The following is a 16,525-nucleotide window of genomic DNA, read 5'->3' as shown; positions in this document are numbered from 1 at the left end:
TTTCTCTCCCTTGTTGAACTTCATGATGCTGGGCACATTACCCGCCATGAACAGAAACGATAACCACGGCTTCACTTTGCCCGAACTGTTATTGGTGATGGTGATCGCCGGCATACTTAGCGTCGGCGCGCTGCAGGGTTGGCAGCGCTGGCAGCAATATCAACAGCTGCGCGACAGCGTACTGCAACTGCAGGGATTTCTTCTGCGCTTGCGCGCCCATGCTAACTGGCACAACCGCGATCTCACGCTGTGGGTACAGAGCGGTGAAAACGGCTGTCTTGGGGCGGGACCTAAACCTGCAGAAGGCTGCGCACTGCCCTCGCGCTGGTTATTTAAACCGCCGCACGACAGCGTGCGCCTTGTCGGCATCAATGGTGACGTCGGTTTTTACGGTCGGCGTGATGTCGCGCGTCCTGGCAGCATCGATCTCGCCAGTGCGGCGGGACGCTGGCGCTTAATTATCTCCGCCAGAGCGCGCATCCGTGCCTGTCAGCCGGGAGAGAAAGGATGCGAATAGCGCAACGCGGATTCAGCCTGCTGGAGATGCTGATTGCCATGGCGATTGGCGCGGTACTGATGATCAGCGTCGGACGATTTTTACCGCTGCTGCTGGAGCAGAATCTGCGCCTGCAACAGCGCGTGCAGTTACAGCAGGAGCTGCAGCAGATCGCCAATACGCTGCAAAAAGCGCTGCGCCGAGCCGGCTATTGCCACGGCCAGTGCAGCGGTTCGGCGCTAACGATTGCCGCCAGCGGCAGCTGCGTTTTACTGCGCTGGGATGAGAACAGCAACGGGCGCTGGGAAGGCGTGGGCCACAGCGAAAGTGACTATTACGGCTATCGGCTGCGCAGCGGACAGCTTGAAATGCAGCGTGGCGTGGATGAGTGCAACAGCAGCGGCTGGGAGAAACTCTCCGATCCGGCGTTTCTCACCATCGATGCCTTCAAGCTTGAACGGCAGGGATCGCGTCTGGTGCTGCAACTGGCGGGACACGCTAACAGCCAAAGCGTAGAGCTGGCAAGCTGGATAGAAGGAATCAATCTGTGAAGCAGCGCGGCAATAGCACGCTGGGCATGGTGCTGATGATGTTACTGATGGGCGGATTGACGCTACACGCCACGCGAACGCAGCTCTCGCAAGGCATGGTGTTAGTGGCTGATGAGCAGCTGCACAGTCAGGATTTCTGGCAGGCGCAGGCGGCGTTAACGTGGGGCCGCGTGCAAAACTGGCCGCAGGCCACCGGCTGGCAATGTCAGCAATGGACAGCAGAGCAGTGGCAAAGCTGCCTGCTACGAATGGAGGATGACAATGCGTTGTTATCGGGACATGGAGAAGGGCGCGCGCTGTGGCTCTATCTTTGGGTATCCATCCCCAACACGCAACCCCAGCCGCAAGCGCATGGCTGGATCGATTACTGCCCGCTGTCGCAGCCGGCGCTGTGCCAGCCAGAAGCAGCAGGGCTTTAGCCTGGCGGAAACGCTGGTGGCGATGCTGTTGCTGGCGATGACCATCAGCACATTGCTGCAATATCATCGCGCGCTGGCGCTGGGGTTTAGCCAGCAGTGGCAGCAGCGTCAGGCGTGGCGCGTTGCCGGCCAGGCGCTGCTTGGCCGTGACGTTGAGGGATGGCAGAGTCAGCGCCAGCAGCAGAGCCTGGCGGGCGGCTGCACGCTGGAGCGCGTCACGGTTACGGGGCCACAGCAGCGTTCCGCCTCACTGGCGCAGCTCAATTGCCACTAGCGGTAGGCATCGCAGGTGATAAACGGTAGAGTGGCTCGGCTGCGTTGTTGTCTTGTGTTTAGGAGAAATATGTTCCGGGTCTATCACTCTAATCAGCTTGATCTGTTGAAAAATCTGGCAGGTATTCTGATTGAAAATCAACCGCTGACCGATCCGCTGGCGGCTGAACAGGTGCTGGTACAAAGCCCAGGCATGGCGCAGTGGCTGCAAATGGAACTGGCTAACAGTTTCGGCATTGCCGCCAACATTGATTTCCCGCTGCCTGCGAGCTTCATCTGGAGCATGTTCGTTAAGGTGCTGCCCGATATTCCTGAAGAGAGCGCCTTCACCAAGGCCAGCATGAGCTGGAAGCTGATGCATCGCTTGCCAACTTTGCTGGAGCAGGACGCTTTCCAGCCGCTGCGTCACTACCTCAATGATGACGACGACAAGCGCAAGCTGTATCAGCTCAGCGCCCGTGTTGCCGATCTGTTTGACCAATATCTGGTGTATCGCTCGGACTGGCTCAACAGCTGGGAGCGCGGTGAACGGATTGATGGCTTAGGCGAATCGCAGCAGTGGCAGGCGCTGCTGTGGTGCGATCTGGTTAACTTTACCGAAAGCCTGGGTCAACCGATGTGGCATCGCGCCAACCTCTATGCGCGCTTTATCCAAAAGCTGGAACAGGCGCAAATGCCGCCGCCGGGCTTGCCGCAGCGCGTATTTATTTGCGGTATCTCCGCGCTGCCGCCGGTTTATTTGCAGGCGTTAGAAGCGCTGGGCCGTCACATTGATATCCATCTGCTGTTCACCAATCCCTGCCGTCACTATTGGGGCGACATTCAGGATTATGCCTTTTTGGCGAAGCTGCAAAGCCGCCAGCGCCGCCGCATCCAGTCGGATGAGCTGCAGCCGCTGTTCCGCGATCCGGCTAGCGCGTCAGCATTGTTTAACGATATCGGCGAGCAGCAGCTGACCAATCCGCTGCTGGCGTCATGGGGCAAGCTGGGGCGCGATAACCTGTTTCTGCTGAGCCAGATGGAATCCGCCGCCAACGACATTGATGCCTTCGTCGAGGTGCCTCAAGACAATCTGCTGCACAGCGTGCAAGCGGATCTGCTCAATCTGGACGATAAAGCGATCATTGGCCTCAACGCCGGTGAGCTGGCGAACAGTGCCGAAAAACGGCTGCTTGATCCTGAAGATCGCTCGATCACGCTGCAGGTGTGCCACAGCGCACAGCGTGAAGTTGAAGTGCTGCAGGATCATCTGCTCACGCTGATGGAAGCCCATCCCGAACTCAAGCCGCGCGACATCATCGTGATGGTGGCGGATATCGACAGCTACGCACCTTTTATTCAGGCCGCTTTTGCCAGCGCGCCGAGCGAACGCTATTTGCCGTTCGCCATTTCCGACCGACGCGCCAGTCAGGCGCACCCGGCAATTCTGGCGCTGCTCAGCTTGCTGTCGCTGCCTGAAAGTCGCTTTGCCTCCGAAGATGTGCTGGCGCTGCTTGAGGTTCCCGCATTAGCGCAGCGCTTCTCGGTGGATGAAAGCGGGCTGCGCCTGCTGCGCCGCTGGGTGATGGAATCCGGCATTCGCTGGGGACTGGACGATGCCAGCGTGGAAGCGCTGGCGCTGCCGGTAACCGGACAACACACCTGGCGCTTCGGCCTGCAGCGTATGCTGCTCGGCTATGCGCTGGAGAGCCGCAACGGCGACTGGCAAGGGATCCTGCCGTATGACGAATCCAGCGGTTTGATCGCTGAGCTGGCGGGGCATCTGGCTGAACTGCTATCGCGACTCGAAGAGTGGCGTGCGCGTCTGGCAGAAGAGCGCACGTTAGCGGAGTGGCAGCCGCTGTGTCGTGAGCTGATTGAGTGCTTCTTTAGCGGAGACGCCGAAAGTGAAGCCGCGCTGCTGCTGGTGGAAACGCAGTGGAAACAGATTATCGAGCAGGGCATGCAGGCGGCGTATCAACAGCCGATTCCGGTTACGCTGCTGCGTGATGAACTGCGTTCACGCCTCGATCAACAGCGTATCAGCCAGCGTTTTCTCGCCGGTCCCATCAACTTCTGTACGCTGATGCCGATGCGTTCAATTCCCTTCAAAGTGGTGTGTTTGCTGGGTATGAACGATGGCGTCTATCCGCGCACCTTAGCACCGCTGGGTTTCGACCTGATGCAGCAACAGATGCGCAAAGGCGACCGTAGCCGCCGCGATGATGACCGCTATCTGTTCCTCGAAGCGCTGATCTCGGCGCAGCAGCAGCTCTATATCAGTTACATCGGCCGGGCGATTCAGGACAACACCGAGCGCTATCCATCGGTATTAGTGAGCGAGCTGGTGGATTACCTGGGGCAGAGCTTCCGTCTGCCGGGTGATGAAGCGCTTGAACCCGATATCAGCGAGCAGCGCGTGCGCGAACATCTGCAAAAGCTGCATAGCCGCATGCCGTTTGCCGCAGAGAACTTCCAGCCGGGCGCACACGGGCAAAGCTTTGCTGCGGAGTGGTTGCCCGCAGCCACCGGCAGCGGCGTGGCACAGCCGGATTTTGTGCAGCCCTTGCTGCCTGCACCGATAGAAACCTTGTCGCTGGAGCAACTGCTGCGTTTCTGGCGCCATCCGGTGCGCGCCTGGTTCCAGCAGCGCTTGGGGGTGGCTTTCTGGATGGAAGAGAGCGAGCTGCCCGACAGCGAACCGTTCGCGCCTGACAGCCTGGAACGCTACCAAATCAACGCCCAATTGCTGAATACGCTGGTCAACGGTGACGATCCGGCGCAGCTGTATGCGCGTCACCGCGCCGCTGGCAATCTGCCTTATGGCGCGTTCGGGGAACTTTTCTGGCAGAGCCAGACCGAAGAGATGCAGGAAGTGGCCGCCGAGGTGAGTGGTCAACGCCAGCCCGCTGAAAGTTGGGAAATCAATCTGACGATAGGCGCAGTGCAATTGACCGGCTGGCTGACGCAGGTGCAAGCTGATGGCCTGCTGCGCTGGCGTCCGGGCGTGCTGAACATGAACGATGGTCTGCTGCTATGGCTTGAACATCTGGTGTATTGCGCGTTGGGCGGCAGCGGTGAAAGCCGCATGTACGGCCGTAAACAGAGTCACTGGCGCTTCGCGGCGCTGCCTGCTGAACAGGCGCTGTCGCTTCTGCATGCGTATGTTGCGGGTTACCAGGCCGGATTAGTCGAGCCGCTGATGCTGCTGAATAAATCCGGCGGAGCCTGGCTGGAAGCCAGCTTTGATAGCAAGTCGCAGCAGTTGCTGGAAGACGAAGCCACGCAGAAAAAGGCACTTAACAAATTACTGCAAGCCTGGCAGGGTGGTTTCCAGGTGGAAGGCGAGGGCAGCGATCCCTATCAGCAACGCCTGAGTCGGTCTTTGGACGATGATGCCGTGCAGGCGATTACTGCCGCCGCACGCCAATGGTATTTGCCGGTGCGCCTGGCGCATCAAAATGATGAATAGCAAGGGAATACGGCCTCGTTTGAGGTTGTTCCTGACACGATAAGAAAGTTTGTCTATTTCACCGCTGGGCACACAGCCAGCGGAAAAGGGTAATGTAAGGGGTTTAAATGCGGATTTACGCACGCTGGATTGGAGCGCTGCTGCTGAGCACGTTAGCGCTGAATGCCTTTGCCGATACCGATCGCGGCTGGCAACCCATCAATGACACCATTCGTAAAAGCGATCACGATCCACGCCGTTATCAGGCGATTACGTTAAACAACGGTATGATCGTGCTGCTGGTCTCGGATGCCGAAGCGCCTAAATCGCTGGCGGCGCTGACCTTACCGATCGGTTCGCTGGATGATCCTAATCAGCAGCTGGGTCTGGCGCACTATCTCGAACACATGGTGTTAATGGGCTCAAAGCGTTATCCGCAGCCTGATAATCTCGCCGAATTCCTGAAAAAAAATGGTGGCAGCCACAATGCCAGCACCGCGTCGTATCGCACGGCGTTCTATCTGGAAGTGGAAAACAGCGCGTTGCAGCCCGCAGTTGATCGTCTGGCCGATGCGATTGCTGAACCGCTGCTCGATCCGGTTAATGCCGATCGTGAACGCCATGCGGTTAACGCAGAACTGACCATGGCTCGCTCACGCGATGGCTTGCGTATGGCACAGGTGGGTGCAGAAACTCTCAACCCTGCGCATCCCGGCTCGCGCTATTCCGGTGGCAACCTTGATACGTTGAGCGACAAGCCAGACAGCAAATTGCATCAGGCGCTGACCGATTTTTATCACAGCCACTACTCCGCCAATCTGATGAAGGCGGTGATTTACAGCAACAAACCGCTGCCAGAGATGGCCGACATTGCGGCAAAAACCTTTGGTCGTGTGGCTAATCATCAAACGACGGTGCCAGAGATTGACGTGCCGGTAGTGACCGACGCGCAGAAGGGCATCATTATCCATTACGTGCCCGCACAGCCGCGCAAGCAGTTGAAAATTGAGTTCCGCATCCCGAACAACAGCGGCCAGTTCCGCAGTAAAACCGATACGCTGATCAGCTACATTCTGGGCAATCGCAGCAAAAACACCCTCAACGACTGGCTGCAAAAGCAAGGGCTGGCGGATGGCGTCAGCGCCGGTGCAGACCCGATGACCGAGCGCAACAGCGGCGTCTTCGCTATCAGCGTGTCGTTAACCGACAAAGGTCTGGCGCAGCGCGATGAAGTGGTGGCTGCGGTGTTCAACTACCTTGATATGCTGCGCACCAAAGGCATCAGTAAAGAATACTTCGATGAAGTCTCCCACGTGCTGGCGCTGGATTTCCGCTACCCATCAATTACCCGTGATATGGATTACATCGAGTGGCTGGTAGATACCATGCTGCGGGTGCCGGTTGAACACACGCTGGATGCGCCTTATCTGGCCGATCAGTTCGATCCCGCGGCAATCAAAACGCGTCTCGACGAAATGACGCCGCAGAACGCGCGCATCTGGTACATCAGTCCGCAGGAGCCGCATAACAAAGAAGCCTACTTTGTGAATGCGCCCTATCAGGTGGACAAAATCAGCGACGCCCAAATTAGCGACTGGCAGCAACGTGCCGCGCAGCTTCAGCTGTCGATGCCCACGCTGAATCCCTATATTCCGTCGGATTTCGCCATCATCCCCTCCGATGGCAAAGCCTACGATCATCCGGTCGCACTGACTAATGGCGACAGCATGCGTATTTACTGGATGCCAAGTCAGCAGTTTGCCAGCGAACCGAAAGCCGCTATTACCTTAGCGCTGCGCAACAAATCGGCGATCAGCGATGCGCGCCAGCAGGTGCTGTTTGGGTTAAATGACTATCTCTCCAGCCTGGCGCTGGATGAATTGAATTCGCAGGCTTCGGTTGGCGGCATCAGTTTCTCCACCGGGGAAGATGATGGCATCGTGTTTAGCGCCAGCGGGTTTACCCAACGTCTGCCGGAATTGCTGAAGAAGCTGGTGGAGGGTTACGCCACCTTTACGCCGGACCAGCAGCAGCTGGAACAGGCCAAATCCTGGTATCTGGATCGACTGGAAGCGGCAGAGAAGGGCAAAGCGTTTGAGCAGGCGATTCAGCCGATGCAGATGTTGTCGCAGCTGCCTTACACCCAACGTGAAACGCGCCGCAATCTGGTGAAAGATATTACTCTGAAAGAGGTCACCGATTACCGCGATGCGCTGATTCATCATGCAACCCCGGAGATGATGGTGGTGGGCAATCTCTCTGCAGAGCGCGTGAAACAGCTCGGCGATGAGCTGCAGCAACAGTTGCACAGCGATGGCCACGGCTACTGGCACAGTGATTATGTGACGGTGGATAAAGCGATGAAGGCCAATCTGCAGAAAGCCGGCAGCAGCACTGATTCAGCGCTGGCCGCGCTGTATGTGCCGTTGGGCTACAGCGAATATCAAAGCATGGCCAACAGCACCATGCTGAGCCAGATCGTTCAACCCTGGTTCTACAACCAGTTGCGCACCGAAGAGCAGCTCGGCTATGCGGTGTTTGCTTACCAGATGCCGATCGGACGCCAGTGGGGCATCGGTTTCCTGCTGCAAAGTAACAGCAAGCAGCCAGCGTTTTTACTGCAACGCTTCCAGGCGTTTTATCCGCAGGCTGAACAGCGTCTGCGCAGCATGAAAGCAGAGGATTTCGCCCAGTATCAGCAGGCGCTGATCAACGATATGAAGCAGCGTCCGCAAACGCTGGATGAAGAGGCGAACCGCTTTAACCGTGACTTTAAACGTCAGAACTTTGCCTTCGATACGCGTGAAAAAGCGATTGAGCAAATTCAGCAACTAACGCCAGCCGGCCTGGCCGACTTCTTCCATCAGGCGGTTTTAGCGCAGCAAGGCATGGCGATGATTTCGCAGATCGGTGGCAACCATGATGGCGCGACCAAAGATGACTACGCCCAGCTGCCGGGCTGGACCACATGGGATGAGGTCCAGAAGCTGCAGCAGTCGTTGCCCGTGAAGAGTGATGCCCAATGAGTCTGCTACCTGAATCGCTCAATCCTCTGACGCTGCCGCTGCGCGGTGAGCGTCTGATTGAGGCCTCAGCCGGCACCGGCAAAACCTTCACCATCGGCCTGCTCTATCTAAGGCTGCTACTGGGATTGGGCGGACAACATGCTTATTCGCGCCCGTTGTCGGTAGAAGAGATTCTGGTCGTGACCTTTACCGAGGCCGCGACCGCTGAACTGCGCGGGCGTATACGCGCCAACATTCACGAGCTGCGGCTGGCCTGCCTGCGCGGCGTCAGCGGCAACCCGATGCTGATGCAGCTGCTGCAGGAGATTCCACAGCCCGCCGATGCGGCTTCGCTGCTGCTGGCCGCTGAACGACAGATGGATGAAGCCGCCATCTTCACCATCCACGGCTTCTGCCAGCGCATGCTGAATCTCAACGCCTTTGAGTCCGGCATGCTGTTTGAACAGCAGCTGATTGAGGATGAACAGCTGCTGCTGCGCCAGGCGACTGCCGATTTCTGGCGTCGTCACTGCTATCCGCTGACGCTGGATGTCGCGCGAGTGATTGTCAGCGAATGGAACGGCCCGGAGCAGTTGCTTTCCACCTTGCGTCCGTGGTTGCAGGGCGAATCGCCCAGCCTGCGTCTGCCGCCTACCGACAGTGAAACCCTGGCTTCGCGCCACAGCGAAAACCTGGCGCGTATCGCCGCGATGAAAGCGCAATGGCTGACGGTGGGTGACGAAGTGCTGACGCTGGTGGGGCAATCTGACGTGGATAAGCGCAGCTACAGCAGCAAGAATTTGCCGGTTTGGGTCAATAAAGTCAGCTTTTGGGCGCAGAGCGAAACGCTTGATTATCAGGTGCCCGCCGAACTGGCGCGCTTCGGTCAGCGCATGCTTGAAGAGAAGACCAAAAAGGGCAATCCGCCGCATCACAGTGTGTTTGACGCCATCGACACTTTCCTTGCTCAGCCGCTGTCGCTGCGCGATCTGGTGATTGCGCGTGCGCTGGTAGAGGTGCGCGCTGCGGTGCGCAAAGAGAAACGTCAGCAGGCACTATTGGGTTTTGATGACCTGCTGAGCCGACTCGACGAAGCACTGCAGCAGCCGAGCGGTAAGCAACTGGCTCAGGCGATTCGCCAGCGTTTCCCGGTGGCGTTGATTGATGAGTTCCAGGATACCGATCCGCTGCAATACCGTATTTTCCGCACGCTTTATATCAATCAGCCAGCGCATGCGCTGCTGTTGATTGGCGATCCCAAACAGGCGATTTACGCCTTTCGTGGCGCGGATATTTTTACCTATATCCGCGCGCGCAGTGAAGTCAGTGCGCACTACACGCTGGATACCAACTGGCGCTCGTCGCCTGCGATGGTCAACAGCGTTAACCAGCTATTTGCGCGCCTCGACGCGCCCTTCCTGTTCGCTGAGATCCCGTTCCAGCCGGTGCAGTTTGCGCCTCCCAACCAGCAACTGTCGGTCAGTATCGATCAGGTTGAGCAAGCGGCGTTACGCTTTTGGCTGCAGCCGGGCGAAGGCTGCAGCGTTGGGGATTATCAACAACGTATGGCGCAGCAGTGTGCGGCCGATATCAGTCGCTGGTTGCAGGCCGGGCAGCAGCAGCGCGCGATGCTGGGCAAAACGCCCAATTTGCGGCCGGTACAAGCCTCTGACATCACAGTGTTAGTGCGCAGCCGTAACGAAGCTAACCTGATTCGCGAAGCGCTCAATCTGCTCGGTATTCCGTCGGTTTACCTGTCGAATCGCGACAGCGTTTACACCACGCCGGAAGCTCGAGAGCTGTTATGGCTGTTGCAGGCGGTACTGGCACCGGAGCAGGAGCGCATGCTGCGTACCGCGCTGGCAACCTCGCTCTTTGCCTTTGATGCCTCGCAGCTGGATGCGCTGGATCAGGATGCGCGCGGCTGGGATGAACTGGTGGATACCTTTGCCCGCTGGCAGCTGGTGTGGCAGCAGCGTGGCGTCTTGCCGATGCTGCGCGAGATGATGCTGGAGCGTCAGCTGGCGGAAAATCTACTGGCATCGGAGAACGGCGAGCGTCGTCTGACGGATTTACTGCATCTCGGCGAACTGCTGCAGGAAGCGGCTGCGCAGCTGGATAGCCCACACGCGCTGGTGCGTCATCTGGCACAGCAGATCGCCCGCCCGGATAGCCAGTCTGCCAGCCAGCAACTGCGTCTGGAGAGCGATCGTCATCTGGTACAGATTGTCACCATCCACAAATCTAAAGGGCTGCAATATCCGCTAGTGTGGCTGCCATTCGCCGCCGGTTTTCGCGAGGCGGATACCGCGCTTTATCACGATCGTGAGAGCTTTAACGCGGTCCTGGATCTGCAAGCCGATGAAGAGAGCCTGGCGCTGGCCGAACAGGAGCGTCTGGCGGAGGATTTGCGCCTGCTCTACGTGGCGTTGACCCGTTCGATCTATCACTGCAGCGTCGGCGTGGCACCGCTGTTTCGCGGCACGCGTAAGAAAGAGGGCGAGAGCGATTTGCATAAAAGCGCGCTCGGTTTTCTGTTGCAGCGCGGTGTAGCGGCAACAGCCGAACAGCTCGGCGCGTTGCTGCATAACATGGACGCGGCGGGCACCGAGGTGGTGCTGGCCGAAGTTATGCAAGCCGAGCGCTGGCAGGTTGAGGCGGTCGCCGATAGCGAGTTGGGGGCGCGAAGCGTAACGCGCGTGCTGGCCGACCCGTGGCGCGTCACCAGTTATTCCGGTTTGCAGCAGCACAGTTCTCATCGTCTGCTTGAGGTGATGCCGAATTTCGATGTGGAAGCAGCCGGCGAAGAGGATCGGGAAGAGGAAGGGGAAGCGGCGCTCACGCCTCATCACTTCCCGCGCGGTGCCGCGCCGGGAACGTTTTTGCATGAGCTGTTCGAATCGCTGGATTTCCCGCAGCCGCCTTCCGAGGAGACGCTGGCGCAACATCTGCAGCAAAACGGCTATCCGCTGCACTGGCAGCCGATGCTCAGTGCGTGGATCAGGCGTGTATTGAGCACGCCACTTAACGCGCAGGGTATTGATCTGGCGCAGGTGCAAAGCAGCGATCGTTTGGTGGAGATGGCATTCTATCTGCCAATTGACAATGTGCTGACCGCGCGTGAACTGAGCGCGTTGATTGCTCAGGATGCGTTATCGGCGCAGGCTCCGCCGCTCGATTTCCGTCAGGTGCAGGGCATGCTGAAAGGCTTTATCGATTTGGTGTTCCGCTGGCAGGGCAAATATTACCTGCTGGATTATAAATCCAACTGGCTCGGTGACAGCCATGAAGCTTATACGCCGCAGGCAATGGCGCAGGCGATGATCGACCACCGCTACGATTTGCAGTACCAGCTCTATACGCTGGCGCTGCACCGCTATTTACAACATCGCGTGCCGGATTACGATTATGAGCAGCATTTCGGCGGCGTATTTTATCTCTTCCTGCGTGGCATGGACGGCAGCTCGCCAGACAACGGCGTGTTTCATACCCGTCCCACCTTCGACTTCATTTCACAACTGGATAGCCTGTTTCGCGGGCCGGGAGCGACAGCATGAGCGGTATGACCGCGCTTTTAGCACAGGCGGCTGAGCTGCGTTTGCTGCGTTCGCTTGATGTCCAGTTCGCTCAACTGCTGGCTGATGATGATCAACCGGCGCGTTTGCTGCTGGCGGCCTGCCTGAGCGCGGAAGCGGGAGATGGGCATGTCTGTTTGCCGTTATCACAGCTGAACCGCGACAACCTGTTTAAAGGGCGTCATGCGGAGCTGGCCCAGGCTATCTGGCAAGCGGCAGGCGAACCGCAGGATTGGCCGGCAATTTTAGCCGGCTGGTCGGCGCTGAGTAGCAGCGAGCAAGCGGCACCCATCGTGCTGAGCGAAGATCGTCTCTATCTGCATCGCCTTTGGCACAACGAAGGGCAGGTGGCACGCTTCTTTCAGTCACAGTCAACAGCACAGCCTTTTGCGCCTGAACGGGTCAGGGAAGTGCTGGATCAGCTGTTTGGCAGCGAGCCGGATAACTGGCAGAAGATTGCGGCTGCGGTGGCGCTGACGCAGAAAACTGCGGTGATCTCGGGCGGTCCCGGAACCGGAAAAACCACCACGGTGGCAAAACTGCTGGCGGCACTGATCCGTCTTAGCGAAGGCGCGTTACGTATTCAGTTGGCTGCGCCGACCGGCAAAGCGGCGGCGCGTCTCACCGAATCGCTGGGCAAGGCGCTGCAAAAGCTGCCTGTGAGCGAGGCGGAGCGGCAGCGCTTTCCGGCCGATGCCACCACGCTGCACCGCTTGTTAGGCGCGCAGCCGGAAACACAGCGCCTGCGCTATCACGCCGGCAATCCACTGCATCTGGATGTGCTGGTGGTGGATGAAGCCTCAATGGTCGATCTCGGCATGATGGCGAATTTGATTGCCGCATTGCCAGCGCAGGCGCGCGTGGTGTTCCTCGGCGATCGCGATCAGCTGGCATCGGTGGAAGCGGGCGCAGTGCTCGGTGATATCTGTCGCTGTGCCGAAGCCGGTTACAGCCCGATGCGCGCTGCGCAGCTGAGTGAGCTCACCGGCAGCGGGGTGGCGGGCATCGATGACAGCAGCGCACCCGCGGTACGCGACGCGATTTGCCTGCTGCGTAAAAGCTACCGCTTTGACGCCAACTCCGGCATTGGCCAACTGGCCGCAGCGGTTAACGCCGGTGATGCAAAGGCGGTTGAAGCCGCATTCAAGGCTGGTTTCAGCGATATCACCCGTCAACCTTTGCAGGATGCTGATGCGTATCAGGCGATGCTGACAGAGATTGCCGCTGGTTATCAGCCGTTCCTGAAACTCATTCGTCAACGCGCTGATCCTGCTGAGATTATCGCGGCGTTTGGCCGATATCAGCTGCTGTGCGCACTGCGTGAAGGGCCGTTTGGCGTGCAGGGATTGAATCAACGTATTGAGCAGAAGCTGATGCAGCTGCAGTTGATTCGTCGTCCAACCGGCGGCAGTCGCTGGTATCAGGGACGTCCGGTGATGGTGACGCGTAACGACAGCGCATTGGGCCTGTTTAACGGCGATATCGGCATTACGCTGTTTGATGAGGAAGGTCTGCTGAAGGTGTTCTTTCCGTTGCCGGATGGCAGCATCAAGGCGGTGCAACCGAGCCGCTTGCCGACGCACGATACCGCGTGGGCGATGACGGTGCATAAATCGCAGGGTTCGGAGTTTGACCACACGGCGTTGGTGATGCCGGCGCAGTTCCTGCCGGTGTTAACGCGCGAGCTGATTTATACCGCGATTACCCGCGCGCGTAAGCAGCTGACGTTGTACAGCGATGACGGCGTGTTCCGTCGTGCCGTGCAGTTGCGTACCCAGCGACGCAGCGGATTACTGGAGCGGTTGAGCGGGGAGTAATTAAATATCGATTCAGCACAATCCGTAACGGCGCAATGAATCGCGCATATCAATGGCGGCAGCTTGCCCATGCGGATATTGCGCAATAAATTGCGCCGCTGCGGTATGTGCAACTACGCAACGGCACAGTTAAATGATGCGACTACCCCAAATCCGCCATCAGCACCTTTGAACGGCGCTGATAGTTATACATCTGCTTCTTGCTCTCGGGCAGGGACTCAATATCCACCGGCGTAAAACCGCGCTCCTGGAACCAGTGAATGCTGCGCGTGGTTAACACAAACAGCTTCTTTAGCCCCATCTGACGTGCCTGCAGCGCCACGCGATCCAGCAACAGTTCGCCACGCGACGAGCTGCGATAATCCGGATGCACTGCCACACAAGCCATCTCACCAATCTGCTCGTCCGGGAACGGATAGAGCGCGGCACAGGCGATGGTTAAATTATCGCGCTGAATAATGGTGAACTTATCAATCTCCATCTCCAGCTGCTCGCGGGAACGACGCACCAGAATCCCTTGCTGCTCCAGCGGGCGAATCAGTTCGAGAATACCGCCGATATCGTTGATGTTGGCGCGACGAATCTGCTCGGCCGACTCCATCACAATCTGGGTACCGATACCGTCGCGCGAGAACAGTTCTTGCAGCAACGCACCATCTTCCTGATAGCTAATCAGGTGGCTGCGACGCACGCCGCTGCGGCAGGCTTTGACCGCACCACGTAAGAACCGCACGGTGCCAGAGAGGAAATCGCCGTCGCTCTCCATTTCGTCGATGCGCGCCTGGGCTTCGTTCGGGAACAATTCAGAAATAATCGCGCCTTCGCGATTGGTCACGCCCTGTTCGGAGCAGAAACCAATCATCTTCTCGGCCTTCAATTTAATTGCCAGCTGCGTCGCCACTTCTTCTGACGTCAGGTTAAAACTCTCGCCGGTTACAGAAACCGCTACCGGACCGAGCAGCACAATCGCATCGTTATCCAGCTGACGATGGATCGCTTCCTCATCAATACGACGAATACGCCCGCTGTGGCAGTAATCAACGCCATCATCCACCCCCAGCGGCTGCGCAATGATGAAGTTGCCGCTCACTACGTTAATGTGCGCGCCCTGCAGCGGCGTGTTGTTGAGGCTCATCGACAGACGCGCGGTGATATCCAGCTGTAAACGACCGGCGGCCTGCTTTACCAGCTCAAGTGATTGTGCATCCGTAACGCGCGTATGTTTGTGGTAAATCGGTTCAAGCTGTTGCTGGGCCATGCTGGCGTCAATCTGCGGACGCGCACCATAAACCACCACTAAGCGAATGCCGAGGCTATGCAGCAGACCGATGTCATTAACGATGCTTGAGAAGTTCTCATGCTCGATGGCTTCGCCACCCAACATGATGACAAACGTCTTGTCACGATGGGTATTTATATAGGGAACGGTGTGGCGAAAACCCTGAACCAGTTCTGTACTGCGTTCCTTCACGGCAAAGCCCTCTGTGCATGTTTATTCGTAATTTTCGTATTTTTATGCTCTTTTGCTCTTTATTGCAAGCGCCGGGCCTGACGTTACTTTACGATTTTCATGATGCAACACGCGCTAACAGACTGCATTATCTGGTTTTTCCGGCAAGACAAGACAATTCTCATCGAGTAAAGTTTTCACTTTCTTGCCATCGAGTGATGATTTTTTAGACATAACACAGCAGTTGGAGCGGCATGTCCGAAGCTTTTACACGACGACGATTATTACAGGGCGCTGGCGCATTATTAATGCTAAGCGTGACGCGTACCGGGCTGGCTGCCAGCCAGCATATTGTGGCGGTGCGCATCTGGCCCTCATCGACTTACTCCCGCGTAACCCTGGAATCAAACGTTCCCCTCAAGTACAAACAGTTCACGCTGGGGAGTCCCGATCGTCTGGTTATTGATATCGAAAATATGCACATCAACCCGGTCCTGAAAGGAGTCGATAAGCTGGTGCGCGTGGACGATCCCTATATCAAAACCGCACGCGTCGGTCAGTTTGACGCTAACACGGTGCGACTGGTGCTGGAACTCAAGCGTAGCATTGCGCCCAAGACATTTACTCTTGCGCCAGTGGCAGGTATCAAGCATCGCTTAGTGGTCGATCTCTATCCTAATCAACAAGCACGGGAAGAGGATCCGCTACTGGCGTTACTGCAGAATTACAATCAGGGCGATCTTGAACGCGATCAGCCGGTGCAGGCGGCGCTGCCGGGCAAAGCGGGGCGCGATCGACCGATTATCATCATGATCGATCCTGGCCATGGCGGTGAAGATCCCGGCGCGCATGGCAAATACAAAACGCGTGAGAAAGATATCGTGTTGAAGATCGGTCGCTATCTGAAGGCGCTGATCGACAAAGAGCGCAACATGAAAGCTTATATGACGCGCAATGAGGATGTGTTTATCCCGCTGCGTGTCCGCGTGGCGAAGGCGCGAAAGCAGCGTGCGGATCTGTTCATTTCGATCCATGCTGATGCCTTCACCAGTCGGGCCGCGCGCGGTTCGTCGGTGTTTGCCCTTTCGACCAGCGGCGCTACCTCAGCGGCGGCGCGCTTCCTCGCACAAACGCAGAATGAAGCCGATTTGATTGGCGGCGTCAGCATGAGCGGCGATCGTTATCTCGACCACACCATGTTCGACATGGTGCAGCGGCAAACCATCAGCGACAGCCTGAAGTTTGGTAAAGAAGTGCTGTCACGCATGGGACATATCAATCACCTGCACAAGCGCACCGTCGATCAGGCGGGATTTGCGGTGCTGAAAGCCCCGGATATTCCCTCGATTTTGGTGGAAACCGCATTTATCAGTAATGTCGAAGAGGAGCGCAAGCTGCGCACGTCGCGCTATCAGCATCAGGTGGCTGAGGCGATTCTGCATGGGATTAAGGCGTATTTTGATAAGGGTGCGGCACTAGCGCATCGCTGAGGAGGGCGGCAGCAATGCC

10 protein-coding genes are annotated in these 16,525 nt (G+C 57.7%); 9 read left to right on the top strand and 1 reads right to left on the bottom strand.

Features of this window, described 5'->3' with window-relative positions; translation table 11 throughout:
• The first annotated feature begins 46 nt into the window (after positions 1-46).
• The 8 genes from PO881_RS15260 to recD all read left to right on the top strand — a co-directional run bounded on the left by PO881_RS15260 (position 47) and on the right by recD (position 13,566).
• The gene (locus tag PO881_RS15260) at positions 47-517 is read left to right on the top strand and encodes a prepilin-type N-terminal cleavage/methylation domain-containing protein (protein WP_192236490.1); all 471 of its coding nucleotides are present in this window, start codon (positions 47-49) and stop codon (positions 515-517) included.
• Positions 508-1,047 (top strand): prepilin peptidase-dependent protein, encoded by a 540-nt coding sequence (locus PO881_RS15255; protein ID WP_222234684.1) that lies wholly within the window; start codon positions 508-510, stop codon positions 1,045-1,047. The genes PO881_RS15260 and PO881_RS15255 overlap by 10 nt, the downstream gene beginning before the upstream one ends.
• Positions 1,044-1,466: a DUF2509 family protein gene (locus PO881_RS15250; RefSeq protein WP_280172022.1), complete on the top strand. Its 423-nt coding sequence runs from the start codon at positions 1,044-1,046 to the stop codon at positions 1,464-1,466. Before PO881_RS15255 ends, PO881_RS15250 begins: the two co-directional genes overlap by 4 nt.
• Complete coding sequence (locus tag PO881_RS15245) at positions 1,399-1,740, top strand: prepilin-type N-terminal cleavage/methylation domain-containing protein (RefSeq protein WP_110867962.1); 342 nt, start codon at positions 1,399-1,401, stop codon at positions 1,738-1,740. Before PO881_RS15250 ends, PO881_RS15245 begins: the two co-directional genes overlap by 68 nt.
• A 69-nt stretch (positions 1,741-1,809) precedes the next feature.
• Positions 1,810-5,190, top strand: a complete 3,381-nt coding sequence (recC, locus tag PO881_RS15240; protein ID WP_280172021.1) for an exodeoxyribonuclease V subunit gamma — start codon at positions 1,810-1,812, stop codon at positions 5,188-5,190.
• A gap of 107 nt (positions 5,191-5,297) precedes the next feature.
• Entirely contained in the window at positions 5,298-8,195 is a 2,898-nt protein-coding gene (gene ptrA, locus PO881_RS15235) for a pitrilysin (protein ID WP_280172020.1), read from the top strand.
• Complete coding sequence (gene recB, locus PO881_RS15230; protein WP_280172019.1) at positions 8,192-11,731, top strand: exodeoxyribonuclease V subunit beta; 3,540 nt, start codon at positions 8,192-8,194, stop codon at positions 11,729-11,731. Before ptrA ends, recB begins: the two co-directional genes overlap by 4 nt.
• Positions 11,728-13,566: an exodeoxyribonuclease V subunit alpha gene (recD, locus tag PO881_RS15225; protein WP_280172018.1), complete on the top strand. Its 1,839-nt coding sequence runs from the start codon at positions 11,728-11,730 to the stop codon at positions 13,564-13,566. Before recB ends, recD begins: the two co-directional genes overlap by 4 nt.
• A 142-nt stretch (positions 13,567-13,708) precedes the next feature.
• Here the strand turns inward: recD and argA are convergent, their stop codons facing one another.
• The gene (gene argA / locus PO881_RS15220) at positions 13,709-15,037 is read right to left on the bottom strand and encodes an amino-acid N-acetyltransferase (protein ID WP_007891884.1); all 1,329 of its coding nucleotides are present in this window, start codon (positions 15,035-15,037) and stop codon (positions 13,709-13,711) included.
• 233 nt (positions 15,038-15,270) lie between these two features.
• Here argA and amiC point away from each other — a divergent pair, with 233 nt between their 5' ends.
• Positions 15,271-16,506 carry an N-acetylmuramoyl-L-alanine amidase AmiC gene (gene amiC / locus PO881_RS15215; protein ID WP_280172017.1) on the top strand — a complete coding sequence of 412 codons (1,236 nt, stop codon included), beginning with the start codon at positions 15,271-15,273 and terminating at the stop codon, positions 16,504-16,506.
• Positions 16,507-16,525 lie beyond the last annotated feature (19 nt).

It is taken from the genome of Pantoea sp. SS70 (assembly GCF_029866845.1).
Lineage (GTDB): Bacteria > Pseudomonadota > Gammaproteobacteria > Enterobacterales > Enterobacteriaceae > Pantoea > Pantoea leporis.
This window is presented reverse-complemented; position numbering and strand designations above follow the sequence as displayed.